This is a genomic window from Roseicyclus sp., from assembly GCF_965662675.1.
Taxonomy (GTDB): domain Bacteria; phylum Pseudomonadota; class Alphaproteobacteria; order Rhodobacterales; family Rhodobacteraceae; genus Roseicyclus.
Window position 1 is genome coordinate 1 of the sequence record NZ_CBFIIK010000028.1, and the last position, 25,754, is coordinate 25,754.

Genomic DNA, 25,754 nt, shown 5'->3' on the forward strand with positions numbered 1-25,754 from the left:
TTCGGATCACTTTGGCTCGCGCCGCGCCTGCCCGCGCTTTACGAGAAATATCCCGACCTCAAGATCGATCTGATGCTCGAGGAACGCCTGCTCGATCTGCCGATGCGCGAGGCAGATGTCGCCATTCGCATGAAAGAGCCAAGTCAGGCCGATCTGATCCGTCGACGGCTTTTGACGATCAATATGCGTCTTTATGCGTCGCCCGAATATCTGGCCATGCATGGCACACCGACCACGACCGATGAGCTGTCGAAGCATCGCGTCATCAGCCAAAACGCCACCTCGGCACAGGTCAGCGCCGGTGCGATCTTGGTGCGCGAGCTGATGGCCTATCCCATCGGCTCGACCCTGACGGTCAACAACTACTTCGGGGTGCTTCAGGCCGTGATCCATCATCTGGGGATCGGTGTCTTGCCCGATTATCTGACGCAAGATTTCCCGCAATTAGTGCGCGTCTTGCCCGAGGTGCAATCGGCTGAAGTGCCTGTTTTCCTTGCATATCCCGAGGAGTTGCGCCAATCCAAGCGTGTTGAGGTATTCCGCGATTTCGTCTCGGAAGAGGTGATCGCATACCGCCGCCGCCGGCGCGAGGAAGAGCCGGATACCGCATCGTGACCCTGTACAGGGCTGTGTGCTATGCGCCACAGGCATAGCGGCTTTGCGGCGCTGCGGCATGATTTGCCTTGATCGGGGGCAATGTGCCGCCTAATTGGGCAGTAATGGGAATTGGCGCTTGCGCTGTCTCATTACCTCCCTGTTGGACTACGGCCGAGATTCGTCTCGGCCTTTTTTTTGGCCCTGCGCCCGCTTATGCAGGGCCATGAGCGCCTTGTTGATCGAATCGAACCCCGCGGATTTTCAAGATTTCGGCGCATTGCATGTGCTGATTTCCGAGGCTTTCGCCTTTATGGACGGTCGGATCGATCCCCCATCCTCGATCATGGCGATGGGGCCGGATGAGTTGCGCAACAAGGCGATGACCGAGGATTTTTTCATGATCCGTAATGCCGGGGGGCCTCTGGCCTGCTTGTTCGGCCGATCCCAAGGCGAGACCTATTATGTGGCCAAGCTGGCGGTCGCGGCCACTTATCGTCGGCACGGGGTCGCGCGCAGGCTTTTGGACCATGCCGCGACGCATGCCCGCGCGCATGGGGCGGCGGTGTTGGAGTTGCAAACGCGCGTCGAGCTGGTCGAGAACCACGCGACCTTTGCCCGGCTGGGCTTTCACCAAATCGGCGCGACCGCCCATCCGGGCTTTTCGCGGCCAACCTCGTTGACATTTCACCGCGCACTGTGGTGATCGGGGCCTTTCCCCTGCCCGCGCGCTGGCATAAACAACGGCCAAACGGGGGATACGCGACATGACCGAACCAGCCATCACGCGCGAATTGATCGAAGCCCATGGGCTCAAGCCCGATGAATATGCGCGCATCCTCGAGATCATCGGCCGCGCGCCGACATTCACCGAGCTTGGTATCTTCTCGGCCATGTGGAACGAGCATTGTTCCTACAAATCCTCCAAGAAATGGCTGCGGACGCTTCCCACCACAGGCCCGCAGGTGATTTGTGGGCCGGGTGAGAATGCGGGCGTCGTCGATATCGGCGATGGACAGGCTGTCGTCTTCAAGATGGAAAGCCACAACCACCCCAGCTACATCGAACCCTATCAGGGCGCGGCCACGGGCGTGGGCGGCATTTTGCGTGACGTCTTCACTATGGGCGCGCGCCCCATCGCCGCGATGAATGCGTTAAGCTTTGGCGATAAGGATCATCCAAAGACCCGTCAGCTTGTTCATGGCGTGGTCGAGGGCGTGGGCGGCTATGGCAATTGCTTTGGCGTGCCCAATGTCGGCGGCGAGGTGCGGTTTCATGCTGCCTATAACGGCAACTGCCTTGTGAACGCCTTTGCAGCGGGACTCGCCGATGCGGACGCGATCTTCTATTCGGCTGCGTCGGGCGTCGGCATGCCGGTTGTCTATCTCGGTGCCAAAACGGGCCGCGACGGTGTCGGCGGGGCCACGATGGCCTCGGCCGAATTCGACGACACGATCGAGGAAAAGCGCCCCACGGTGCAGGTCGGCGACCCTTTCACCGAGAAACGCCTGCTCGAAGCCTGTCTTGAGTTGATGGCCTCGGGCGCGGTGATTTCCATTCAGGACATGGGGGCCGCGGGGCTGACCTGTTCGGCGGTGGAAATGGGCGATAAGGGCAATCTCGGCATCAAGCTGGTGCTCGACAATGTGCCCCAGCGTGAAACCGGCATGACCGCCTACGAGATGATGCTGTCGGAAAGCCAAGAGCGCATGCTGATGGTGCTCAATCCCGCGATGGAGGCCGCGGCGCGGGCGATTTTCGTGAAATGGGATCTCGATTTCGCCATCGTCGGTGAAACCATCCCCGAGGATCGATTTGTGATCGAGCATCGCGGCGTGGTGATGGCCGATCTGCCCCTGTCCAAGCTGTCATCCGAGGCACCGGAATATGACCGGCCTTGGGTCGAGACGGCCCCTGCCCCCGATATGGACCCCGTGGCCGAGGTCGATGCCATCGACGCACTCAGGATCTTGATCAGCGCGCCGAATTATTGTTCGCGCGCTTGGGTCTATCAGCAATACGACCACATGGTCATGGCCGATACGGTCGTGGCGCCCGGCCTTGGCGCCGGCGTGGTGCGGGTGCATGGCACGCCCAAGGCGCTGGCCTTCACGGCAGATGTCACGCCGCGCTACGTCAAGGCCAACCCGTTCGAGGGCGGCAAACAGGCCGTGGCCGAGGCCTATCGCAATCTCTGCGCCGTTGGGGCCACGCCGCTGGCCACGACCGATAATCTCAACTTCGGCAATCCCGAAAAGCCCGAGATCATGGGCCAGTTCGTTGGCGCGATCAAAGGAATCGGTGCGGCCTGTGAGGCGCTGGACATGCCGATCGTCTCGGGCAATGTAAGCCTTTACAACGAGACCGATGGGCAGGCGATCTTGCCCACGCCCACGATTGGGGCAGTGGGCCTCCTCGGGTCATTGGATGACCTCGTCGCAGGGGTGCCGCGCGATGGTCATGTGCTGCTCATGGTGGGTGAAACCAAGGGCCATCTGGGCCAATCGGCGCTCTTGGCGGAGGTGTTCAACCGCGAGGATGGAGATGCGCCGCCGGTCGATCTGGAGGCTGAACGCCGCCACGGCAGCTTCATTCGCGAAAACCGCCAATGGATCGGCGCATGCTGCGATGTCTCGGATGGGGGTATCGCGCTTGCGGCATTCGAGATGGCGGTATCGGGCGATGTCGGCCTGACGCTGGAGATCAGCGATTGCGCCACGCTTTTTGGTGAAGATCAGGCGCGCTATCTGATCGCGACCAGCTTCGACAAGGCCGAGGCGCTGATGGTTGCGGCTGGCCAAGCGGCTGTGCCATTGCTCAGCATCGGAAAATTCGGCGGCGATCGGTTGCGCTTCGGCAACTCCGAGGCGCCATTGTCCGATCTGAGCGCGACATGGCGAGACGCCTTTGCCAGCCATTTCGGTTAAGCAGCGCTTGCGGGCCTGCGCGCACGCGCCTAGATTTGCACGAGCCAAACGAGGATGACCCATGCCGATCAGCGCCCGTGACATCGAGCAACTTCTGCGCGAAGCCTTTCCGAAAGGGCAGATCAAGGTGGAGGGTGACGATGGCGCGCATTTCGCCGCCCAAGTCATCGACGAAAGTTTTCGCGGCATGAACCGCGTTCAGCAACAACGCGCGGTCTATGCCGCGTTGAAGGGCAAGATGGATGGCAGCCATGGTGAGCTGCACGCGCTCGCCCTGACCACCAAAGCCCCGGATTGAAAGGGAATTCCCAAGATGAGCATCGAAGAGAACATCCGCAAAACCGTGACCGAGAACGATGTGGTGTTGTTCATGAAGGGCACCAAGATGATGCCCCAATGCGGCTTTTCCTCGCGGATCGCGGGGGTGCTGAATTACATGGGGGTCGAGTTCGCCGATGTGAATGTGCTGGCCGATGAGCAGATCCGCCAAGGGATCAAGGATTATTCCGATTGGCCGACCATCCCGCAGCTTTATATCAAGGGCGAGTTCGTCGGCGGCTGCGATATCGTGACCGAGATGACCTTGTCGGGCGAGTTGGACCAGCTTTTCGCCGATCACGGCATCGGTTTCGACAAGGATGCCGCCGACAAGATCCGCGAAGCCAACGCCTGAGCGGTGCGGCGCCTTCGAGGCGCGTGGACGCACGGTGGGCCTTGCCCCGCGGCAATGCTTTTTGGGGGGCTTTACCCCCCGACCGTGCCTTATGGGGGGCTTTGCCCCCGGCCCCCCCAGAGTATTTTTGAAGCAAAGATGGGCTAGGCCTTTGGTGGCTTAGCCCTTTTTCTTCGTGTCGCCCGCGCGGACATGTTTGGCGAGGCGTGAGGGGATGGATTTCTTGCGGTTCTTGTAGGGGTTCTGGTCGGCTTGGCTGCGCATGTAGAGACGGATGGGTGTGCCCGGCATGTCGAAATCCTGCCGCAGACCATTGACGAGGTAGCGCGAGTAGCTTTCGGGCAGCTTGTCGGGATGCGAGCACATCACGACGAAACCCGGCGGACGGGTCTTGGCTTGGGTCATGTAGCGCAGGCGGATGCGGCGGCCGCCGGGGGCAGGTGGCGGATGCGCCTCGGTCATGGCGATGAGCCAGCGATTGAGTTGCGCGGTGGTGACGCGGCGATTCCAGACCTCATGCGCCTTGAGAATGGCGGCATGAAGCCGGTCGAGCCCCTTGCCCGTCACGGCCGATACGGTCACCAGCGGCGTGCCCTTCAATTGCGGCAGCATGGTTTCCAAGCCATTTTTCAGATGCTTCAGCTTGTCTTGCTTGTCGTCCTCGAGATCCCATTTGTTGACCGCGATGACCACGGCGCGGCCTTCACGCTCGGCAAGATCGGCGATGCGTAGGTCTTGGCTCTCGAACGGGATAGCGGCATCGAGCAGCACCACCACGACCTCTGCGAATTTCACCGCGCGCAGACCATCGGACACCGAGAGTTTCTCGAGCTTTTCTTGCACCTTGGCCTTTTTGCGCATGCCGGCGGTGTCGAAGATGCGCATGGGCGTGCCTTCCCATGTCACCGGCACGGCGATGGCATCGCGGGTGATGCCCGCTTCGGGCCCGGTCAAGAGACGCTCTTGACCGAGGATGCGGTTGATCAAGGTGGATTTGCCAGCATTGGGACGGCCCACCACGGCGATCTGCAAGGGGCGCGCGGCGGTGATGCGGCGCTCATGATCTTGGCTGTCGCCATCGGGGTCGATGTCGATGTCGGTTTCGGCCTCTTCGATCTCGTCCAGCCTTGCTTGGGCTTTCTCGATCATCGGGGCCAGGGCCACGGCAAGCTCACCCATGCCTTCGCCATGTTCGGCCGAGAGCGCGATCGGCTCGCCCAGACCGAGCGCATAGGCCTCGATCACACCGGCCTCGCCTTGCCGGCCCTCGGCCTTGTTGACGCCCAAGATCACGGGGCGGCCCGACCGGCGCAAGATCTCGGCGAAGAGCTGGTCATTGGGGGTGATGCCCGCGCGCGCATCGATCAAGAAAAGGCTGGCATCGGCCATTTCGACGGCGCGTTCTGTCAGCTTGCGCATTCGGCCTTGCAAGCTGTCATCGGTCGCATCCTCGAGCCCCGCAGTGTCGAGAATGGTAAAGCGCAGATCGCCAAGCCTCGCCGCCCCTTCGCGCAGATCGCGGGTGACACCGGGCTGGTCATCGACCAGCGCAAGCTTGCGGCCCACCAAGCGGTTGAACAAGGTGGATTTGCCGACATTGGGGCGGCCGACGATGGCGAGGGTAAAGCTCATGGAATGGGAATCCGGGATGGCGAAGTGGCGGAGATAGCCCAAGCCCCGCGCGCCATCAAGCCCGAAGGCTGCGCACCACCCGTTCAAGCGCTTGGGCAAAGGCGCTGCGGTCGCTTTTGGAGAAGGGGCGCGGCCCGCCCAAGCCTTGGCCCTCCAACCCGCCGCGCAGATCGGCCAAGAGATCGCGGGTGGCAAGCTTTCCCCCGATATTGGCGGCACTCAGGCTCTCGCCCCTTGGGGTCAGAACGGCCGCACCCGCCTTGATCGCGCGGTCGGCCAAGGGGATATCGGCGGTGATCACTACCATGCCCGGCCCGGCCTCGACCGCGATCAGATCATCGGCGGCGTCAAAAGCGTCGCCTGCCATGACCATGCTTATCAAGGGATGATCTGGGTGGCGCAAATAGCCCGCCGCATATAGGCGCACCGGCATCTTGTGACGATAGGCGATGGTATAGATCTCATCCTTGACGGGGCAGGCATCGCCATCGACGAGAATCATGGCGCGGCGGCAAGCGCGCGGCGCAGCGCCTCGGTCAAGACGCTGCTATCGGCGCCAAGCCCGATCAGACGCGCGCCGGTCGCCACGGCCTCCACCGTCATGCCGGCCGGTCCGATCATGCCCGCCATCTTGCCCGCGCCCGTGATCGTGACGATGGCTGTACGCACGGCCTCCATCACCGGGGGGGCGGTCAGATCGTCGCGATAGCCCATATCGGCGGCCAGATCGGCGGGGCCGATGAAGACGCAATCGACGCCTTCGACAGCGGCGATAGCGGGCAGATCGGCCAGTGCCGCGCGGCTTTCGGCCTGCACGATGACGCAGATCTCATCATTGGCGGTGGCGGTGTAATCGGCGATGGCGCCAAAGCCCCCGGCGCGTATCGTCGCGCCCCCATTGCCGCGCACACCTTGCGGCGGGTAGCGGCAGGCGGCAACGGCGGCGCGCGCTTGATCAGCGGAATTCACCATCGGCACCATCACGCTTTGCGCACCGATATCGAGGGCTTGCTTGATCACCCAATCGGCGTTGACGGGCACCCGCACGATCGCAGGCGTGCCGGTGCTTGCCAGCACCATCAGCTGGCGCCGGATGGTCGTCGGGTCCCACGGCCCATGCTCGCCATCGATCAAGCACCAGTCAAAGCCCGCGCGCCCGACGATCTCGGTCACGGTTTCGGACCCGAGCGCCAACCATAGCCCTCGAAGATGCCGCCCCTCGCGCATCGCGGCCTTTAGCGTGTTTTTCGGTGCTGGCATGATGCCCCCCCTGCCCCTTTGGCCCTAAAGCGCGCCGCCGCGCGCGCCGCGGTACCATTGCCGGATCAATGCGCGGTCTTCATCGGTCAGGAATGCGAAATTGCCCGGCGGCATGGCGTGGCTGACGCCCGCTTGTAGATAGATGTCCTGCGCTTGGCCAGCGATGCGGGCGGGCGTGTCGAGCATCACGCCACCCGGTGCGGCGGCAAGGCCCGGCATGTAAACCTCGGACGCGTGGCACATGGCGCAATTGCCCGCGACCAGATCGGCCACCGCGTCAAAGCTGTCATGGGCGATGAAGCGTTCTTGATATGGGCTCAGCCGCGCCTCTTGCACCGCATCCTCGCGCATCAAGGGCAGGATCGAGAGCCAGATGATCACCCCGAAAATCGCGACCGTCGCCCCCCATGTCCACCAGACCATGCCCTTGCGCGCATGCATGGTGTTGAAGAAGTGCCGGATCGTGACCCCCATCAAGAAGACGAGGCTGGCGATCAGCCAGTTCAGATCCGAGGCAAAGGCCAGCGGATAGTGATTGCTCAGCATCAAGAAGATCACGGGCAGCGTCAGGTAGTTGTTATGCGTCGAGCGCAGCTTGGCGATCTTGCCGTATTTCGGATCGGGCGTGCGCCCGGCCTTGAGGTCGGCTACCACGATCTTCTGGTTGGGGATGATGATCATCGCCACATTGGCCGTCATGATCGTGGCCGTCAGCGCGCCCAAGTGGAGCAATGCCGCGCGGCCCGAGAACACTTGTGCATAGGCCCAAGCCAGCGCCACGATGATCGCGAAGAGCAAGACCATCAGCGCCGTGGGGTTGTCGCCCAGCTTGGATTTGCACAACAGGTCATAGGCGACCCAGCCCACGACCAGCGACAGGCCCGAGATCATCATCGCCTGCCACGGGGCCAGTTCCATGATGTTCCAGTCGATCAGATACATCTCGGCCCCGACCCAGTAGAGCAAGATGAGCAGCGCCACACCCGACAACCAGGTCGCGTAGCTTTCCCATTTGAACCATGTCAGATGCTCTGGCATGGCGGCCGGTGCGACCATGTATTTCTGGATATGGTAGAAGCCGCCGCCGTGAACCTGCCATTCCTCGCCATCGGCGGGGCCTTGGATATTGCGGTTCAACCCCAGATCCAGCGCGATGAAATAAAAGCTCGAACCGATCCACGCGATGGCCGTGATGACATGCAGCCATCGGGCGGCGAATTCGGCCCAATGCAAAAGAATGGTGATGTCCATGAGTTGCCCCCGTCCCGCTTTCCGGTGCTTTGCGCGACCATCGGACAAAATGCTATCCAAGCGCAAGCCACCCTCGACGCTGGCACGCCATAGCCGCAGGTGATGGCCTTGGGGGCGCTGCGACGCCAGCGGGCCGATGGCCGGTTTGGGCGGTATTTGCAGGCCGACTTCCCGCCGCACGGCTTTGGCCAAGTATTGCTGGCTGTTTGTAGCTTGACCTTCGGATACCCCTTTTCATGTCACTGTCACAAAGCTAGGCTTTCGGCCCATAACAACGACACTGTCCAACCTGGGAGATCGACAGATGAAGAAGATCCTTCTCGCATCGGCCGCGACCATCGCGCTTGCCGGTGCGGCACATGCCGACGCACATGGCCCCGTGACGCTGGGTATTTCGCTCGGCTTTACTGGCCCGCTGGAATCCTTGGCCCCGCCGATGGCGGCGGGCGCCGAAATGGCGATGGCCGAGGTTTCGGCCAGCGGCCAGCTGTTGGGTGGCAAGGCCGTCACCTCCGTGCGCGGCGATTCGACCTGCATCGACGCATCGGCGGCCGTGGCCGTGGCCGAACGCCTGATCACCTCGGACGGCGTGGACGGGATCGTCGGCGCCATGTGCTCGGGTGCCACCACCGCGATGCTGACCAATGTGGCCGTGCCAAACGGCATGGTGATGATTTCGCCCTCGGCGACCTCGCCCGCGCTTTCCACGGTCGATGACAACGGCCTGTTCTTCCGCACCGCACCCTCGGATGCGGCGCAGGGCGTCGTGATGGCAAACATCATCCTCGAGCGCGGCATCGACACCGTCGCCGTGACCTATACCAACAACGACTACGGTCTGGGTCTGGCCAACAGCTTCCAGGAAGCCTTTGCTGCAGCAGGTGGCACCGTGACCTTGGTGGCAGCCCATGAAGATGAGCGCGCCGATTACTCGGCCGAAGTCGGTGCCTTGGCATCGGCTGGTGGCGACGCGCTGGTTGTCGCGGGCTATGTGGACAGCGGTGGATCGGGCATCATCCGTGCCGCACTCGACACCGGCGCATTCGACACCTTCGTGTTCCCCGACGGCATGGTCGGTCAGGCACTGGTCGACAATTTCGGCTCCGAGATCAACGGCTCGTTCGGCCAGTTCCCCGGCACCGATTCCGATGGCGCGGACATCTATCACAACCTCGCATCCGCCGCTGGCTTCGACGGCACCTCGGCCTTCTCGAAAGAGGCCTATGACGCCGCAGCCCTGATCATGCTTGCAATGCAGGCCGCAGGCTCGACCACGCCGGCTGATTACGCGCAGCATGTGATGGATGTCGCAAACGCCCCCGGTGAGCAGATCCTGCCCGGTCAGCTTGGCCGCGCGCTGGAACTGATCGCCGCCGGTCAGGACATCGACTATGTCGGCGCCTCGGCGGTCGAGCTGATCGGCCCCGGTGAGTCGGGCGGCGCCTATCGCGAGATCGAGATCCAGAACGGCGAAATCGTCACCGCACGTTTCCGCTGATCGCGATCTGAAAGCGACAGATGCAGCCCGGGTTCCCCCCGGGCTGCGTTTTTTCAAAGGAGATCACCCATCATGATCGAGGTGCGCGACCTGCATAAGCATTTCGGCGGCTTTCACGCCGTCGATGGCGCCAGCCTGCGGATCGAAACGGGTTCGATCACCGGGTTGATCGGCCCCAATGGCGCGGGCAAGACCACCTTGTTCAACGTGATCGCGGGCGTATTGCCTCCGACCAGCGGTCGGGTCATCATGGATGGCGAGGAGATAACCGGCCTGCCCCCGCATGTGCTGTTTTCCAAGGGCCTCTTGCGCACCTTTCAGATCGCACATGAGTTTCATTCCATGACGTGCCGCGAGAACCTGATGATGGTGCCGCCCGCTCAATCGGGCGAAACACTGTGGAACACTTGGTTCGGCAGAAAGCGCATCGCCGATGAGGAACGCGCCTTGCGCGCGAAGGCCGACGAAGTGCTGGACTTCCTGACCATTTCGCATCTGGCCGATCATCCGGCGGGCAAGATCTCGGGCGGTCAGAAAAAGCTGCTGGAACTGGGGCGCACCATGATGGTCGATGCCAAGATCGTCTTTCTCGACGAGGTGGGCGCAGGTGTGAACCGCACGCTTCTCAATACCATCGGTGACGCGATCATCCGGCTGAACCAGGAACGCGGCTACACGTTTTGCGTCATCGAACACGATATGGATTTCATCGGGCGGCTTTGCGACCCGGTCATCGTGATGGCCGAGGGGCGCGTGCTGGCCGAAGGCACGATCGACCAGATCAAGGCCAATGAACAGGTGATCGAGGCGTATTTGGGCACAGGGCTCAAGAACAAGGACAAGCTGGAAGCGGGGGCAAGCGCATGACCGACACCCCCTATCAAAACGACCGCGGCAACAAGGACCGATCCCTGACCAACCCCGCGGGTGCCGCGACGATGCAGCCCTCGCCCGGCACGGGGCGCGCGATGCATAGCGAAAGCGCCTTTTTGATCGGCGATACGATGACCGGCGGCTACGGCCAAGGCCCCGATATCTTGCATGATTGCACCATCGCCGTGAACCGCGGCGAGATCGCGGTGATCGTGGGCCCCAACGGCGCGGGCAAATCCACCGCGATGAAGGCGGTTTTCGGCATGCTGAATGTTCGGCAAGGCTCGGTCCGCCTCGATGGTGAGGATATCACCGATCTCACCCCGCAAGCGCGTGTGGCCAAGGGGATGGGCTTCGTGCCGCAAACCGGCAATATCTTCGCCTCCATGACGGTTGAGGAGAACCTCGAAATGGGGGCTTTCATCCGCAAGGGCGATATCCGCGAAACCATGGAACAGGTCTATGACCTCTTTCCGATCCTGCGCGACAAGCGCAACCAGGCAGCCGGCGAATTGTCGGGTGGCCAGCGCCAACAGGTCGCCGTTGGCCGCGCACTGATGACCAAGCCCAAGGTCTTGATGCTCGACGAGCCCACCGCCGGCGTCTCGCCCATCGTGATGGATGAATTGTTCGACCGCATCATCGAGGTCTCGCGCACCGGCATCCCGATCTTGATGGTCGAACAAAACGCCCGCCAAGCCCTCGAGATCGCCGACAAGGGCTATGTGCTTGTGCAAGGGCGCAATGCCCATACCGGCACGGGCAAGGAACTCTTGGCCGACCCGCAGGTCCGGCGCAGCTTTCTGGGAGGCTGAGCATGTTCCGCGCCTCTCCGAGCGCCCTTTTTATCGGCGCAGCCCTTGCCGCCCTGCCATTCAGCACCGTGGCAGAGCCGTGGCTGTGCAACTTCACCGTCGAATGCGACCCGACCGCGGGTTGCGCAAGTGGCGGTTTCACCGCACAGGTGATCGCGGCAGACCATGCCGATGAATTGTTCTTGTCGACGGCCATGGGCGACAGCCCCGTCATCCGGCTGACCGCGCCCGATAGCCTGCCTGCAAGCTATGCTGGCGCTGGCCGCGCCGGCACCGCCGAGCTTGTGACAATCGAGGCCGATCGTACCGCCATCATGAGCGTACATCTGTTCGATGGTGACGCCGCCGCCATCACCTATTTCGGAACTTGTGAGGAGTTGACCTGAATGGACGTCCTCAACGCGATCGTCGTCTTGTTGAATTTCGTGATCATCCCGGCCACCGCCTATGGGGCGCAATTGGCCCTCGGGGCGCTTGGGGTGACCTTGATCTACGGCATCTTGCGCTTTTCGAATTTCGCCCATGGTGACACCATGGCCTTTGGCACCGCTGCGACCATTCTTGTCACTTGGGGCATTACCGGCCTTGGCATTTCCATCGCGCCGCTACCCACAGCGCTTCTGGCGCTGCCCTTTGGCATCATGATCACCATGCTTTTGGTGCTTGGCATCGACCGCGTGGTTTATCGGTTCTACCGCCGGGTCAAGGCAAAGCCGATCATCCTCGTGATGGTCTCCATCGGCGTGATGTTCACGATGAACGCGCTGACCCGCTTCTTGCCCGGCATCGGCGTCGACGACATCCGCTTCGCCGATGGTGAGCGCTTCTTGATATCGGTGCGCACCTTCCGCGAGATGACCGGCCTCGAGGAAGGGCTCGCCATTCGCACCACCCAAGCGATCACCGTTGTGGTCGCCGCGATCTGCGTGGTGGCACTGTTTTGGTTTCTCAACCGCACGCGCACCGGTAAATCCATGCGCGCCTATTCCGATAATGAAGATCTGGCGCTGTTGTCGGGCATCAACCCCGAACGCGTTGTGATGATCACCTGGCTGATCGTGGCGGCGCTGGCCACCACGGCGGGCACGCTTTACGGGCTCGACAAGGCCTTCAAGGCCTTCACCTATTTCCAATTGCTACTGCCGATCTTCGCCGCGGCCATCGTGGGTGGCTTGGGCAACCCGATCGGCGCGATCTTGGGGGGCTTTTTGATCGCTTTCTCCGAGGTCACCGTCACCTATGCCTTCCGCCGTGTGGTGGGCTATCTCGGGCCCGCCGATTGGCAACCCGAGGGGATGATCCAGCTCTTGTCGACGGATTACAAATTCGCGGTCAGTTTTTCGATCTTGCTGATCGTGTTGCTGTTCCGTCCGACCGGCATCATGAAGGGTAAATCGATATGATCGCGTCGATGGACAGAAAGGCCGTTCTCTTGTTCGCGCTGGTTGGCGCGCTCTTCGTGGGAACCGGTTTTTTCGAGTCGTGGAATACCACGCTGGGCATCTTCAACATGGCCCTTGTCAGCGCGATCATGGCCTTGGGCGTAAATATGCAATGGGGTTACGCGGGTCTGTTCAATGTCGGCGTGATGGGCTTTGTCGCCTTGGGTGGTCTCGCCGCCGTTCTGGTCGGCATGCCGCCCGTAGGCGATGCTTGGGCGGCAGGCGGGCTTCAGGTTCTTTTGGGCCTTGTGCTGGGTGCTGCGACGATCGTGTTGGCGATCCTCATCTACACGAAGATGCCGCCGACCCGCGCGCGCATCTGGGCGATGATCGCGGTCTTGGTCTTGGGCTTCGTCATTTTCCGTGCGGTCTTCGACAGCGGCGTCGCCTTGGTCGAGGCGGTCAATCCCGCAGCCGAAGGCTATCTTGGCGGTCTTGGCCTGCCGGTGCTTCTGGCCTGGCCGCTGGGCGGTGTGCTTGCGGCCGGTGCGGCTTGGATTATCGGCAAGACGGCGCTTGGGTTGCGTTCTGATTATCTTGCCATCGCGACCTTGGGTGTCTCCGAGATCATCATCGCCGTTTTGAAGAACGAGGATTGGTTGACCCGTGGCGTGAAGAACGTCACCGGCATCCCCCGCCCCGTGCCCTATGAGGTCGACCTCCAGGCCACGCCGTGGTTCATTGATCTCGCCGGAAGGCTGGGTGTCGACCCGGTCGCCTTTTCCTCGGTCACGGTCAAGCTGTGCTATGCCGGGCTCTTCATCATCGTCTTGCTGGTGTTGATATGGTTCTCGGAAAAGGCGTGGAATTCACCTTGGGGCCGGATGATGCGCGCGATCCGCGACAACGAGGTTTCGGCCGCCGCCATGGGCAAGAATGTCAAATCGCGCCACCTGCAGGTCTTCGTACTGGGCTCGGCCGTGGTTGGCATGGCTGGCGCGATGATGGCCACGCTCGACAGCCAGCTTGTGCCAAGCAGTTATCAACCCTTGCGTTTCACCTTTCTCGTCTGGGTCATGGTGATCGTGGGTGGTTCAGGCAATAATTGGGGCGCGGTGCTTGGCGGCTTCCTGATCTGGTGGCTCTGGGTCATGGTCGAGCCACTGGGTTTCGACGCGCTGGTGTTTCTGACTTCCGGCATGGCCGAGGGTAACTGGCTCCGCGAACACCTGCTGGATTCGGCTGCGCATATGCGGCTTTTGACCATGGGCCTCGTGCTGTTGCTGGTGCTGCGTTTCAGCCCGCGCGGCCTAATCCCCGAGCGATGATCGCACGCCCTTCTTCGTTTCAAAAATATCCCGGGGGGAACGGCCAAGGGCCGTGGGGGGCAGCGCCCCCCATGCAGCGGGTGCCGCCCGACCGGGTTCAGCGCCCTTCGAAGCGCGCCATCCGCTTTTCTTGAAAGGCCAAGACACCCTCCTTGAAATCGCGCGTGCGTCCGCATTCGCCCTGCAACTGCCCTTCGAGGACCAGCTGCGCGGCCAAGCTGTTGCCAAAGCTTGCCTGCATCGCCGCCTTCACCCGCTTGAAGGCCGCCGTTGGTCCTTGGGCAAGCTGCGCGGCGCGCGATTGCCAGTGCGTTTCGAATTCGGCGTCCGGCACGGCTTGCCAGATCATGCCCCATTCATCGGCCTGTCGCGCAGTGATGCGGTCGGCGAACAGCGCCGCACCCATCGCCTTTTGCAGGCCGATCGTGCGCGGTAGCACCCATGTGCCGCCCGCGTCGGGGATGAGACCGATCCGGCTAAAGGCTTGAATAAAAGTGGCACTCTCGGCGGCGATGGTGATGTCGCAGACCAGCGCCAGATTGGCCCCTGCCCCGGCGGCCGTGCCATTGACAGCCGCGATCACCGGCACCGGGCATTCGATGATCGCCATCAGCATCGGGATATATTCGTCACGCAAGGTCCGCTCGAGGTTCAACGTCGCGGCACTTCCGCCATCGCCAAGATCCTGCCCCGAACAAAAGGCACGCCCCGTGCCGGTCATGACCACCACCCGCGCTGTGCGCCCCGCGGTCTCGACAGCATGGGTGATTTCGGCGCGCATCTGCGTGTTGAGCGCATTCATCACATCGGGACGGTTGAGCGTGATGACCGCGACGCCCTCGCGATCTTCATAGGTGATGGTCTCGTAATGCATCTGCACCTCCGGCTGCGTGTCGCGGTGAGATTAGGCGCAACCACGCGGCGCGCAAAGCGCCAACGCCGCGTCACTCTTTCAAAATAGCCGCGAGGCGCGCCTCTTCCTCGGGCGAAAGCGCGGCCTCGGTTGGGGCGGCTGAGGCCGCACGCCGGCGAATATAGGCCAAGGACAGCCCACCACCGGCCACGATCAACATGAGGGGTGCGAGCCAAAGCAAGATATTGCTGCCGGTCATGGTGGGGCGCATCAAGACATATTCGCCATAGCGTTCAACGATATAGCGCATCACATCATCATCGCTGTCACCGGCCACCAATCGTTCGCGCACAAGCAGACGCAGATCGCGGGCGATCTCGGCGTTGGATTGGTCGATCGACTCGTTGCGACAGACCACACAGCGCAGACCCGCCGAGATATCGCGCGCGCGCTCTTCCAGCTGGGTATCGGAAAGCACCTCATCGGGCTGCACCGCGACGGCGGGCAGGCCCGCCCCCAACACCATCGCCGCCATTGCAACAGCGGCGGCAAAACGCCAAAGGCCATCACGCGCACTCATTCGGCCGGTACCTCACGCGCAGCTTGTTCTTGCGCCTTGGCAGCGCCTGCCGCGACGCGGTAACGCCGGTCGCTCAGGCTCAACAACCCGCCAAGCGCCATGATGATCGTGCCGCCCCAGATCCAGTTGGCGAAGGGCTTGATCCAAGTGCGCAGCGCCCAACCGCCGCCGGGCTGCGGATCGCCAAGCGCCAGATAGACATCACGCGTCCATCCGCTATCGATCCCGGCCTCGGTCGTGGGCATGCCCGCCACGGGGTAGATCCGCTTTTCAGGGTGCAAAAGCGCGATCTGGCGCCCCTGCAAATCGCGCACGGCGACATGGGCCATGGTCGAGATATAGTTCGGCCCCTGAACATTCTGCTCGACGTTCAAAAGCTCGATCTCATAGGCCCCGACCTGGTAGGGCTGGCCCGGATTGGCCACGCGGATATCTTCGAGCTGATAGCCCGTCAGCGCCGCAACACCGAACATCGTCAACCCGACACCGGCATGCGCCGTCGCCTTGCCCCAATCGGCGCGCGGCAAGCGCCACAGCCGTCCAAACCGACCAGCCATTGCGCCGCGCCCGGTGCGCGACCAAAGGTCGAGAAGCGAGCCCGCCACCAGCCAAACCGACAGCGCGATGCCAAATGGCGCCAAGGCGGACCTGCCCGAATAGATGGCCCAAACCAAAAGCCCTACCGCGATGGCCAAGAAAAGCGCAGGCATCAGCTGCATCACCGCGCGATCAAGCTTGGCGCGTTTCCATGCCAGCATGCCGCCTAGCGGCATTGCCACGGCCATCGCCAAGGCAAAGGGCGTGAAGGCCATGTTGAAAAACGGCGGACCAACCGAGACGGTGCGATCGGTAAACATCTCGATCACCAAGGGCCAGATCGTGCCGATGAAGACCACGAAGGTCGAGACCGCCAAGAGTAGGTTGTTGAGCACCAGCCCGGATTCGCGGCTGACCGTCGAAAACACGCCCTTGGCCTCCATCGCGCCTGCGCGCAATGCGAAGAGCAACAGCGACCCACCCATGAAGAAACACAAGATCCCGAGGATATAGACACCGCGTTCGGGATCGTTGGCGAAGGCATGCACGCTGGTCAAAACGCCCGAGCGCACGATGAAGGTGCCGATCAGCGAAAAGCCGAAAGCCAAGATCGCCAAAAGGATCGTCCAGCTTTTCAGCGCCTCGCGCTTTTCGACCACGATGGCCGAATGCAATAGCGCCGCCGCGATCAGCCACGGCATGAGCGACGCATTTTCCACCGGGTCCCAGAACCAAAACCCGCCCCAGCCAAGCTCGTAATAGGCCCACCACGAGCCAAGGCCGATACCCACGGTCAAAAACAGCCATGCTGCCAAGGTCCAAGGCCGCACCCAGCGTCCCCAAGCGGCATCCACCCGTCCCTCGATCAGGGCAGCAACAGCAAAGGAAAAGGCCATCGATAGCCCGACATAGCCGAGGTAGAGGAATGGCGGATGAAAGGCGAGGCCGGGATCTTGCAACAGCGGGTTCAAATCCTGGCCATTCATCGGCGGCACGGCCAGCCGGGTGAACGGGTTGGAGGTGAACAAGATAAAGGCGAAAAACGCGGCCGCGACCGAGGATTGCACCGCCAGCACCCGCGCTTTCAGCGTCGGCGGCAGGTTGCCGCCGAACCATGATGCGCAGGCGCCAAAGAGCGTCAGGATCAACACCCACAGCAAAAGCGAACCTTCGTGGTTCCCCCAGACCCCGGTGATCTTGTAGATCATCGGCTTGTCGGTATGCGAATTGGCGGTCACCAGATTGAGCGAGAAATCCGAGGTGACAAAGGCCCATGTCAGCACCGCGAAACTGAAGGCGGTCAAGAAGAACTGCGTCGCGGCTGCTGGATCGGCCACGGCCATCCAAGCGCTATTGCCGCGATGCGCGCCCACCAGCGGTACAATGACCTGAAAGATCGACACCATGAAGGCGAGGATCAGGGCGAAATGTCCAAGTTCTGTTGTCATGGTCACAATCCTAGTGGCAGTTCACCGTTCCGCCAATAGGATGTGGCACGAGTTCACATCGGATTGACCGTGTCAAAGCCGCGCGGGGGCGCCATTCCATCAAAAACAAGGCCTCGTCGCGGTGATCCATAGCGGACACCGCCCCGATGTCACATCGAAGGATGGGGCAAAGACCGTCGCCACAAATCTGGCCGCGCAGCTTTCGGCGCAAACGGGACAAACAGTTTCGCTCGGCTGAGCCATGCCATAAGCTATGTGGATGAACAGGCGTATCGACATCGGGATCGACGGGGGCGGCACAGGCTGCCGGGTGGCGCTATCGGTGAACGATGGGCCGGTCACGGAAACCACGGGTGGTCCTGCGAACATCGTGACCGACCCCGCCGGGGCCGAGGCGGCGATCCGCCTGGCGCTGGTCGATGCATTGGCCGCCAAGGGGCTTGATCTCTCTGCGCTGCATGATGCCCGCATTTGCGCCGGGCTTGCGGGGGGGCGGTTGCCGGGTGCGGCCGATCGCTTCGCGACCCGCCTGCCCTACCTCGCCTATGTGGTCGATGACAGCGTTACGGCGCTGGAGGGTGCTTTGGGCGGCGCGGATGGCAGCTTGGCCAGCCTTGGGACCGGAAGCTTCTTCATCGCAAAGCAAGATGGCGTGATCCGGCATCATGGCGGCTGGGGGTTTATCTTGGGCGATGAGGGCGGGGCGGCATGGGCCGGACGCATGGCGCTATCGCTGGCGCTGCGCGTAAGTGATGGTCGCATGCCCGATGATCCCTTGGCACAGGCGCTGATCACCGCCTGCCCACCGCATCCGGTGCTATGGGCGCAAACGGCCCGGCCCGGCGATTTCGCGCAACTCATGCTGATCGTCGGGCAATATGGCGAAAGCCCAATCGCCGCGCAGGTCGAGAACGCAGTATTGCAGCTCTTGGTCACGGGGCTGCATGATCTGGGCCATCGCCCCGGTCAAAAGCTGGTGGTGATGGGCGGTTTGGGCACGCGCGTCGCCCCGGCGCTTCCCGCCGATCTGGCCGCCGATCTTGGTCCGCCGCAGGGGCGCGCGCTTGACGGGGCCCTACGACTGGCGCGGGGGCTGCCATGAGCTGGTTTACGGGTCTTGATCTGGTTGATGCGACCGGGCTGCACTACGATGTCGCGCTGCGTGTCACCGCGGATGGTGCCGAGATTGCCCCACGCACGGGGCAGAGCGGCACGGATTTGTCCCGCGACGGCCTGCGCGCCTTGGTGACACAGGGCCTCGTCGATTTGCAGGTCAATGGCGGCGCCGGGCAATTGCTGGGCGCGTTCACGACCGCCGCCGACCTGCACGCCATGGATGCCGCCCATTGGGCCACGGGTACGGCGGCGCTTTTGCCCACGCTTGTCTCCGACCGGCCCGAGGTCACGCGGCGGGTGATCGATCTGGTTGCGGCCGCGCAAGAAACCTGTCCCGCCATTCTCGGCCTGCATCTGGAGGGTCCACATCTGGCCGTGGCAGGCGCCCATGACCCGGCAATTCTCCGACCAATCGGTGCGGAAGATCTGGCGCTCTACATTGCCGCGCGGACGCGGTTGGGCGTCTTGATGATCACCCTCGCCCCCGAGATGGTGACGCCCGACCAGATCCGTGCGCTGAGCGATGCGGGGGTGATCGTGTCGCTGGGCCATACCGCTTGCGATTATGACATGGCCTGCACAGCCTTCGATGCCGGTGCGCAGATGAGCACGCATTTGTTCAACGCCATGTCGGGGCTGCATCACCGCAATCCGGGGCTGGTGGGTGCTACGCTAGAGCGCGCCATGCCTTATGGGCTGATCGCCGACGGGGTGCATGTTCACCCCACCACGTTGAAGATCGCCCTTGCCGCCCATGAAACGGGCGCTGTTCTCGTCTCGGATGCCATGGCACTGACCGGATCGGCGGCGGATCGTTTCACCTTGGCCGGGCGCGAAGTTCATCGCCGCAACGGGCGGTTGGAACTCGCCGATGGCACATTGGCGGGCGCCGATCTGACGCTGGTCAAGGCGGTCGAGAACGTCGCTGATTGGACCGCGCGCGACATCGCAGAGACCGCGCAATGGGCCCTCTCGCGGCCCCTCCAGCTTGTCGGCACAGCACGGCATCCGACGCCGTCACGCTGGCTGATCTGGCATGAGGGCCGGGCCAGCGCACGTATCGATGCAGGCGCGGTCTTGCCCTTGGCGCTGGCCTAAAGCGCTTGGCCCACCAAGGCGCCGATGGCGCTGGTGGCGGCCATGGCCAAGACACCCCAGATCATCACGCGGATCGTTGCGCGGCGGCGCGGCGCGCCCCCCGCCTGCGCACCCAAGGCGCCCAAGGCGCCAAGCGCGAGCAATGTCGCACCACCCACCCAGATCTGCAGCGTATCAAGCGGGGCCAAGGCCCCCACCGCCAAGGGCACCGAGGCCCCCGCCGCGAACGTCATGGCCGAGACGACCGCCGCTTGCAGCGGGCGCGGCGGCGAGAGATCAGTCAGCCCGATCTCGTCGCGCAGATGCGCGCCAAGCGCGTCGGACTCGGTCAATTGCTCGGCCACTTCACGCGCCAAGCCCGGCGGCAGGCCGCGGGTTTCATAGATCGCCGTCAACTCGTCCAACTCGCCATCAGGGTTGCGCTTGAGTTCCAGCCTTTCGCGGCGGATATCGGCCTGCTCCACATCCTCTTGGCTCGAAACCGAGACATATTCTCCCGCCGCCATCGACAAGGCACCAGCCGCCATCCCTGCCGTGCCGGCAAGAATGATCGTGACATGATCGGCCGCACCGGCCGCCACACCCATGATCAGCGAGGCGGTGGACAATATCCCGTCATTGGCCCCCATGACCGCCGCACGAAGCCAGCCTGACCGGCCCGACAGATGCGGCTCGTCATGGGCCGAAGGCACACCATGATTGTCGGGGCGTGCCATCAACCCAGCCCCATCTTGCCGGGGTTCATGATATTCAGCGGGTCGATCCCCTGCTTGATCGCTTGCATCATAGCCATCGCCCCTGCCCCAAGCTCGCGTTCCAGATACTTGGCCTTGCCCTGCCCGATCCCATGTTCGCCGGTGCAGGTGCCATCCATCGCAATGGCCAGATCATTGAGCCAGCCGATGAAGTCCTCGGCCTGCGCTATCTCGGCGTGATTGTCCATGTCGACGAGCAAGAGGCAGTGAAAATTCCCATCCCCCACATGGCCCACGATCGGCGCGATCAGCGCGCTTTCGGCCAAGCGCGCTTGCGCGGCACCGACGCAATCGGCCAAACGGCTGACCGGCACGCAAACATCGGTCGACAGCCCCTTGGCGCCGGGGCGCAGTTGCAGCCCCGCCCAGTAGGCATCATGGCGGGCCTGCCAAAGCTGGTTGCGCTCTTCCTCGCGCGTGGTGAAGGTGAAGCCCGACCCGCCCATCTCGGCGGCGATATCGCCAAAGGCTTCGGCCTGTTCGGCGACGCCCGCTTCCGAGCCGTGGAATTCCAAAAGCAACAGCGGTGTTTCGGGCAAGGACAGCTTGGAATAGGCATTGACCGCGCGCACCTGTAGCGCGTCGAGCAGTTCGATCCGCGCCATGGGAAGCCCATATTGAATCGTCGCGATCACCGCGCGACATGCGGCATCGACCGATGGAAAGGAACAGGTCGCCGCCGAGATCGCCTCGGGGATGCCGCGAAGTCGCAGGGTCAACTCGGTGATCAACCCCAATGTCCCCTCCGACCCGACCATGAGGCGCGTCAGATCATAACCAGCAGATGTCTTTCTGGCACGCGCGGCGGTGGTGATCACCTCGCCAGACGGCAATACAGCCTTCAGGGCCAAGATATTGTCCTTCATCGTGCCATAGCGCACCGCATTGGTGCCGCTGGCCCCGGTTGCAGCCATGCCGCCGATAGAGGCGTCGGCGCCGGGATCGACCGAAAAGAACAGCCCGGTGTCGCGCAGATGGCTGTTAAGCGCCTTGCGCGTCACACCGGGTTGCACGATGGCATCCATGTCTTCGGCGTTGACCTGAAGAATGGCATTCATATCCTTGAAATCTATAGAAATCCCACCATGCGGTGCATTCACGTGCCCCTCGAGCGACGATCCCGTGCCAAAGGGGATCACGGGAAGGCCGTACTGCGCACAAATCCCCACAACCGATTGCACCTCGGCCGTGTCGCGCGGACAAAACACCGCATCGGGCGGCTGGTTGGTCAACCATGTGGTGGTATGGGCATGCTGGCTGCGCAGGGCGAGCCCGGTCTCGACCCTTGCGCCGAAATGCTGTTGGAGAACGGCCAATCCCGTTGCCCGCCGGGCGCTGTCGCCCGCAGGCGCGACGTTGTCGGACATGGTTCACCCCCTTGCCGTGACCTCGGCGCACTATTGATCGCCGCCGGGACCGGCGCAAGCACCCTTGCCATGCCCGCGCGCATGACCTTTGATACTGCAACGACTGGCAGGGAGCAGAAGATGACACGCGCAACGCCGCTATGGCTATTGGTAGGATTACAGGGCGGCATATCAGCGGCGTCGCTGGTGGTGGAGATCGTAGCCGGCCGCATGCTCGCCCCGCATGTGGGCATGTCGCTTTACACATGGACCGCGGTCATCGCGATCGTGCTGGCCGGGTTTTCCGCCGGGCATTGGTGGGGCGGACGTTTGGCCGAGAAGCCCGCGCATCAGGCCTTGGCATGGACCGGCGGCGCGATGCTTGCCGCGGCCCTGACGACGGCGGGGGCTGTCTTGCTGTTGCCGATGGTCGCAGGCCCGGTGCTGAGCGTGGTGACAAGCCCGGTCTGGGGCATCACGGCGCTGACCACGTTGGTGTTTTTCCTACCCTCGTTCTTTGCCGGCGTTCCCGCCCCGGTTTTGGCCCAGATCGCCGTGGACACGGCCGAACGTTCCGGCCCGGCGCTGGGGGCGATGTTCGCCTCGGGTGCCGTGGGCGCGATCGCGGGCACGCTTTTGGCGGGGTTCTTGTTCATCGGCTGGCTTGGCTCGGCGCTGACGCTGGTCGTGGTGACGCTGCTTTACATCGCCTCGGGACTTTTGTTTTTCTGGTTGGCACGCTCACGCGCCTTTGGATTGGCTGTGCTGGCGGGTGCAGCGGCGGCGGGGATGGCGGGGCTTGCCTTGGCCGCGCCCGCGCAATGCGAGGAAGAGACCCGCTATTTCTGCCTCCGCGTCGATGACCTCTCGGCCGATCCGAACAGCCCTGTGCATCTGATGGTGATCGACCATCTCGCCCATGGGATCAGCGCGCGCGATCTGCCGCAAGTGCAGTTCACCCCCCATGGCGCGATGCTGGACCAGCTTTCACGCCTGCGCGCGCCGCGCCCGGATTTCAGCACCTATGTGATCGGCGGTGGCTCATTCTCGGTGCCGCGTAGCCTATTGGCGCAGGGTGCGGGCGCCATGACGGTGTCCGAGATCGACCCCGAAGTGACCAAGATGGCCGCCGAAGAGTTCTGGTTCGACCTGTCAAAGGCCGAGATCTGGCACGAAGATGCACGCCGCGCGCTACTGACGCGCCCTGATGCGGTGTTCGACATCGTGATCGGCGACGCCTTCACCGATGTGGTGGCCCCCGTCCATCTGGTGACGCGCGAATTCTTCGAGCTGATCAAGGCGCATATGACGCCCGATGGCAGCTTTTTGATGACGGTAATCGATTACGAGGACAAGTTGGCGGCCCTAGGAGCGATCGTCTTGACGCTGCGCGAGGTTTTCCCGGTGGTCGAGGTCTGGACCCATGCCGCCCAGCCTGCGCCGGGTGCGCGCATGGTGTTTGCGGTGGTGGCAGGTGCCGCACCCACGCCTGTCGACCAGTTCACCGCCCCAGCCCCGGATCTGACGGTTTTCGGTGCCTTGGGTGACCGCTTCGTCGTCCAATTGGCCGAGGCGCGCGGCATGGTATTGACCGATGATTACGCGCCCATCGACCGGCTGATGGGGCGGCGCGATTGATCCAAAGGAAAAAAGCTGCGCCAGATGGCACAGCCGACATGACCGACGCGGCGTAGGGTGCGCCTTCTGGCGCACCGCCACATCATGCAAACAGATCGTGGCACAACTCCAACGCGTCGATCAGCACATCGACCTCGGCTTCGGTGTTATACATCCCGAAGCTCGCCCGACAGGTCGCTGCCAGCCCCATATGCGCCATCAGCGGCCCGGTGCAATGCTGGCCCGCACGCACCGCGACACCGCGCTTGTCGAGCACGGTCGAGATATCATGGGCATGGGCCGCGCCGTTGAGCGTGAAGGAAAAGATCGCGCCCTTGTTGGCGGCATTGCCTTGAATGTTGAGCCAATTCAGCCCGGTCAGCCGCGTCTGGGCGTAATCACGCAGGCGCGCCTCATGGGCGGCGATATTCTCCATGCCGATGCCCATCATGTAATCCAAGGCTACGCCCAGACCGATCTGTTGCACGATGCCCGGCGTGCCGGCCTCGAACTTCATCGGCGGGTCGTTATAGGTGACAGCCTCGCGGGTCACCTCGCGGATCATGTCGCCGCCGCCGATGAAGGGACGCATTTCAGCCATCCGTGCGGCCTTGATATGGATCGCGCCAGACCCCGAGGGGCCATAGAGCTTGTGACCCGTCACGGCGTAGAAATCCGCACCAAGATCGTCCAAGGCAAGCGGCATGTGCACGGCGGCCTGTGAGCCGTCGATCAAGACCGGCACGCCCTGCGCATGAGCCGCGTCAATCACCGGCTTCACATCAAAGACGGTGCCAAGCACATTCGACATATGCGTCATGGCCACCAGCTTGGTGCGCGGACCGATGGCGTCGATCATCGCTTGTGGATCAAGATCGCCATTGGCGTCTACCTCGACCCATTTCAGCACAACGCCCTGACGCTCGCGCAGGAAATGCCACGGCACGATATTGGCGTGATGTTCGGCGATGGTCAGTACGATCTCGTCACCGGCCTGCATCCGGGGCATAGCCCAGCCATAGGCGACAAGGTTGATCCCCTCGGTCGCGCCCGAAGTAAAGACGATCTCGTCTTGGTCGCTGACGCCAAGGAAGCGCGCGATGGTGCCGCGCACACCCTCGTATTTCTCGGTCGCAAGGTTCGAGAGGTAGTGCAGCCCGCGATGCACATTGGCGTATTCCTGCGCATAGGCATGGCTGATCGCATCGATCACCACCTGCGGCTTCTGCGCCGAGGCGCCATTATCGAGATAGACCAGCGGCTTGCCGTTCACCTGCCGCGACAGGATCGGGAAATCAGCGCGGATCTTGTCGATGTCAAAGCCCATTCAAAGCGTCCCAAACCCGATGCCGAGGAGCGTCAAGATCAAGCTCAACCCGAAAATAATCCCAAAAGCCGACAAGATCGTCATGACGAAGATCATGCCAAGTGACGTAAAACCATGAAGTGTCGCGATGAAATTCACCAGCAGCCAAAAAAACAAGCCCAGGGCCAAAATGGTGATCAACCCAGCCAGCGGCGGCAAGATCATGATCGCCAAAAGCTGCAACACCTGCACGCACAGGAAAATGAACTGCATCCAGATGAGCAGCGACAGCGCCCCTTCGAAGCCGCCCGTGCCGCCGAACCAGCGCCCGATCAGCGTGATGGCATGGGCGATCACGAACAAAAAGGCCGCTTGCACAAGCCCCAATGTCACGGGCGAAAGGCTGAGCGCGCCTTCGGGCGGAGGCGGTGTCACAAGCACCACCAACTCGCCCAGCAACATCGACAGCACCACCACCAAGGCAAAGGCGATCCGCAGCGCCGGCACCGACAGGCCCAGATCGAGGATCGTCGCCGCCCCCTCGCGCGGGTTCGATACGGTTTCGCGCGCCAAGCGCAGCAAATGGCCAAGGTTCATCAAATCGGCGCTCACAAAGCCACCTCCGCTTCCGCTGCGCGTTCGGCCTCGACCAGGCACAGCGTCCAAATCGTTAAAAACGCGATCAGCAAGATGCCACCCACGACGCTCAGCGCAGGGCCCGGCCCGATAAACCCCGCAACCAGACCATGCAACAACCATGCAGGCGAGCATGCCAAGAGCGCCCAGAAAAGCGCAAGACGGGCGGAATACCAGCTTCCACGCCCACCAAACAGCCGTGCAAGCAAATGCGTGAGACCGGCAAGCC

The 25,754-nt window shown here is 62.8% G+C and carries 25 protein-coding genes and 1 pseudogene; 14 read left to right on the plus strand and 12 right to left on the minus strand.

Features of this window, described 5'->3' with window-relative positions; translation table 11 throughout:
• The 5 genes from ACTG4J_RS06700 to grxD form a co-directional block, all read left to right on the plus strand.
• Nucleotides 1-615: substrate binding domain-containing protein (locus tag ACTG4J_RS06700; RefSeq protein WP_439138137.1), on the plus strand; the 615-nt coding region annotated here is incomplete at its 5' end.
• A gap of 205 nt (nucleotides 616-820) precedes the next feature.
• Nucleotides 821-1,300 (plus strand): GNAT family N-acetyltransferase, encoded by a 480-nt coding sequence (locus ACTG4J_RS06705; RefSeq protein WP_439138138.1) that lies wholly within the window; start codon nucleotides 821-823, stop codon nucleotides 1,298-1,300.
• Nucleotides 1,301-1,361: 61 nt separating this feature from the next.
• Nucleotides 1,362-3,521 carry a phosphoribosylformylglycinamidine synthase subunit PurL gene (gene purL, locus ACTG4J_RS06710; RefSeq protein ID WP_439138140.1) on the plus strand — a complete coding sequence of 720 codons (2,160 nt, stop codon included), beginning with the start codon at nucleotides 1,362-1,364 and terminating at the stop codon, nucleotides 3,519-3,521.
• Between the two features lie 61 nt (nucleotides 3,522-3,582).
• Nucleotides 3,583-3,819 (plus strand): BolA/IbaG family iron-sulfur metabolism protein, encoded by a 237-nt coding sequence (locus tag ACTG4J_RS06715; protein ID WP_439138141.1) that lies wholly within the window; start codon nucleotides 3,583-3,585, stop codon nucleotides 3,817-3,819.
• A 15-nt stretch (nucleotides 3,820-3,834) separates the two neighbouring features.
• Nucleotides 3,835-4,194 carry a Grx4 family monothiol glutaredoxin gene (gene grxD, locus ACTG4J_RS06720; protein WP_439138142.1) on the plus strand — a complete coding sequence of 120 codons (360 nt, stop codon included), beginning with the start codon at nucleotides 3,835-3,837 and terminating at the stop codon, nucleotides 4,192-4,194.
• Nucleotides 4,195-4,353: 159 nt separating this feature from the next.
• Here the strand turns inward: grxD and der are convergent, their stop codons facing one another.
• From der to ACTG4J_RS06740, 4 genes are read right to left on the minus strand one after another with little or no spacing between them, the layout of a single operon-like run.
• Complete coding sequence (gene der / locus ACTG4J_RS06725) at nucleotides 4,354-5,826, minus strand: ribosome biogenesis GTPase Der (RefSeq protein WP_439138144.1); 1,473 nt, start codon at nucleotides 5,824-5,826, stop codon at nucleotides 4,354-4,356.
• A 55-nt stretch (nucleotides 5,827-5,881) separates the two neighbouring features.
• Nucleotides 5,882-6,328 (minus strand): YaiI/YqxD family protein, encoded by a 447-nt coding sequence (locus ACTG4J_RS06730; protein WP_439138146.1) that lies wholly within the window; start codon nucleotides 6,326-6,328, stop codon nucleotides 5,882-5,884.
• Entirely contained in the window at nucleotides 6,325-7,086 is a 762-nt protein-coding gene (locus tag ACTG4J_RS06735; protein ID WP_439138148.1) for an HpcH/HpaI aldolase family protein, read from the minus strand. The genes ACTG4J_RS06730 and ACTG4J_RS06735 overlap by 4 nt, the downstream gene beginning before the upstream one ends.
• A 24-nt stretch (nucleotides 7,087-7,110) precedes the next feature.
• On the minus strand, nucleotides 7,111-8,337 hold the full coding sequence (locus ACTG4J_RS06740) for a urate hydroxylase PuuD (protein WP_439138149.1): 1,227 nt from the start codon (nucleotides 8,335-8,337) through the stop codon (nucleotides 7,111-7,113).
• Between the two features lie 304 nt (nucleotides 8,338-8,641).
• On the opposite strand from ACTG4J_RS06740, the gene ACTG4J_RS06745 reads away from it, so the two are divergent.
• The 6 genes from ACTG4J_RS06745 to ACTG4J_RS06770 all read left to right on the plus strand — a co-directional run bounded on the left by ACTG4J_RS06745 (nucleotide 8,642) and on the right by ACTG4J_RS06770 (nucleotide 14,233).
• Nucleotides 8,642-9,835, plus strand: coding sequence for an ABC transporter substrate-binding protein (locus ACTG4J_RS06745; RefSeq protein ID WP_439138151.1), 1,194 nt, complete (start codon nucleotides 8,642-8,644; stop codon nucleotides 9,833-9,835).
• 72 nt (nucleotides 9,836-9,907) lie between these two features.
• On the plus strand, nucleotides 9,908-10,702 hold the full coding sequence (locus ACTG4J_RS06750) for an ABC transporter ATP-binding protein (RefSeq protein WP_439138152.1): 795 nt from the start codon (nucleotides 9,908-9,910) through the stop codon (nucleotides 10,700-10,702).
• A complete protein-coding gene (locus ACTG4J_RS06755) occupies nucleotides 10,699-11,523 on the plus strand; it encodes an ABC transporter ATP-binding protein (RefSeq protein ID WP_439138153.1) in 825 nt (274 codons plus the stop codon). Before ACTG4J_RS06750 ends, ACTG4J_RS06755 begins: the two co-directional genes overlap by 4 nt.
• 2 nt (nucleotides 11,524-11,525) lie before the next feature.
• On the plus strand, nucleotides 11,526-11,909 hold the full coding sequence (locus tag ACTG4J_RS06760; RefSeq protein ID WP_439138155.1) for a hypothetical protein: 384 nt from the start codon (nucleotides 11,526-11,528) through the stop codon (nucleotides 11,907-11,909).
• Nucleotides 11,910-12,926 carry a branched-chain amino acid ABC transporter permease gene (locus ACTG4J_RS06765; RefSeq protein WP_439138156.1) on the plus strand — a complete coding sequence of 339 codons (1,017 nt, stop codon included), beginning with the start codon at nucleotides 11,910-11,912 and terminating at the stop codon, nucleotides 12,924-12,926.
• Between the two features lie 8 nt (nucleotides 12,927-12,934).
• Complete coding sequence (locus tag ACTG4J_RS06770; protein ID WP_439138157.1) at nucleotides 12,935-14,233, plus strand: branched-chain amino acid ABC transporter permease; 1,299 nt, start codon at nucleotides 12,935-12,937, stop codon at nucleotides 14,231-14,233.
• 97 nt (nucleotides 14,234-14,330) lie between these two features.
• On the opposite strand, the gene ACTG4J_RS06775 is transcribed toward ACTG4J_RS06770, so the two are convergent.
• From ACTG4J_RS06775 to ACTG4J_RS06785, 3 genes are all read right to left on the minus strand, one after another.
• Nucleotides 14,331-15,107: an enoyl-CoA hydratase-related protein gene (locus ACTG4J_RS06775; protein WP_439138159.1), complete on the minus strand. Its 777-nt coding sequence runs from the start codon at nucleotides 15,105-15,107 to the stop codon at nucleotides 14,331-14,333.
• A 70-nt stretch (nucleotides 15,108-15,177) separates the two neighbouring features.
• Nucleotides 15,178-15,666 (minus strand): cytochrome c-type biogenesis protein, encoded by a 489-nt coding sequence (locus ACTG4J_RS06780; protein WP_439138161.1) that lies wholly within the window; start codon nucleotides 15,664-15,666, stop codon nucleotides 15,178-15,180.
• Nucleotides 15,663-17,651: a heme lyase CcmF/NrfE family subunit gene (locus ACTG4J_RS06785; RefSeq protein ID WP_439138162.1), complete on the minus strand. Its 1,989-nt coding sequence runs from the start codon at nucleotides 17,649-17,651 to the stop codon at nucleotides 15,663-15,665. Before ACTG4J_RS06785 ends, ACTG4J_RS06780 begins: the two co-directional genes overlap by 4 nt.
• A gap of 259 nt (nucleotides 17,652-17,910) precedes the next feature.
• Between ACTG4J_RS06785 and ACTG4J_RS06790 the strand changes: the two genes are divergently transcribed.
• Together ACTG4J_RS06790 and ACTG4J_RS06795 are read left to right on the plus strand one after the other, a co-directional pair.
• Nucleotides 17,911-18,753 (plus strand): BadF/BadG/BcrA/BcrD ATPase family protein, encoded by an 843-nt coding sequence (locus tag ACTG4J_RS06790; RefSeq protein WP_439138164.1) that lies wholly within the window; start codon nucleotides 17,911-17,913, stop codon nucleotides 18,751-18,753.
• Nucleotides 18,750-19,865: an N-acetylglucosamine-6-phosphate deacetylase gene (locus tag ACTG4J_RS06795; RefSeq protein WP_439138165.1), complete on the plus strand. Its 1,116-nt coding sequence runs from the start codon at nucleotides 18,750-18,752 to the stop codon at nucleotides 19,863-19,865. Before ACTG4J_RS06790 ends, ACTG4J_RS06795 begins: the two co-directional genes overlap by 4 nt.
• On the opposite strand, the gene ACTG4J_RS06800 is transcribed toward ACTG4J_RS06795, so the two are convergent.
• The gene (locus tag ACTG4J_RS06800; RefSeq protein WP_439138167.1) at nucleotides 19,862-20,581 is read right to left on the minus strand and encodes a VIT1/CCC1 transporter family protein; all 720 of its coding nucleotides are present in this window, start codon (nucleotides 20,579-20,581) and stop codon (nucleotides 19,862-19,864) included. The genes ACTG4J_RS06795 and ACTG4J_RS06800 overlap by 4 nt on opposite strands.
• On the minus strand, nucleotides 20,581-21,987 hold the full coding sequence (locus ACTG4J_RS06805; protein WP_439138168.1) for an FAD-binding oxidoreductase: 1,407 nt from the start codon (nucleotides 21,985-21,987) through the stop codon (nucleotides 20,581-20,583). Before ACTG4J_RS06805 ends, ACTG4J_RS06800 begins: the two co-directional genes overlap by 1 nt.
• Before the next feature lie 120 nt (nucleotides 21,988-22,107).
• Here ACTG4J_RS06805 and ACTG4J_RS06810 point away from each other — a divergent pair, with 120 nt between their 5' ends.
• Nucleotides 22,108-23,604: a fused MFS/spermidine synthase gene (locus tag ACTG4J_RS06810; RefSeq protein ID WP_439138169.1), complete on the plus strand. Its 1,497-nt coding sequence runs from the start codon at nucleotides 22,108-22,110 to the stop codon at nucleotides 23,602-23,604.
• Nucleotides 23,605-23,686: 82 nt separating this feature from the next.
• On the opposite strand, the gene ACTG4J_RS06815 is transcribed toward ACTG4J_RS06810, so the two are convergent.
• From ACTG4J_RS06815 to ACTG4J_RS06825, 3 genes and pseudogenes are all read right to left on the minus strand, one after another.
• Complete coding sequence (locus ACTG4J_RS06815; RefSeq protein ID WP_439138171.1) at nucleotides 23,687-24,910, minus strand: cysteine desulfurase; 1,224 nt, start codon at nucleotides 24,908-24,910, stop codon at nucleotides 23,687-23,689.
• Nucleotides 24,911-25,501 carry a Yip1 family protein gene (locus ACTG4J_RS06820; protein WP_439138173.1) on the minus strand — a complete coding sequence of 197 codons (591 nt, stop codon included), beginning with the start codon at nucleotides 25,499-25,501 and terminating at the stop codon, nucleotides 24,911-24,913.
• A pseudogene (locus tag ACTG4J_RS06825) lies at nucleotides 25,498-25,754 on the minus strand (hypothetical protein); the annotation flags it as partial. The gene ACTG4J_RS06820 and the pseudogene ACTG4J_RS06825, both read right to left, overlap by 4 nt.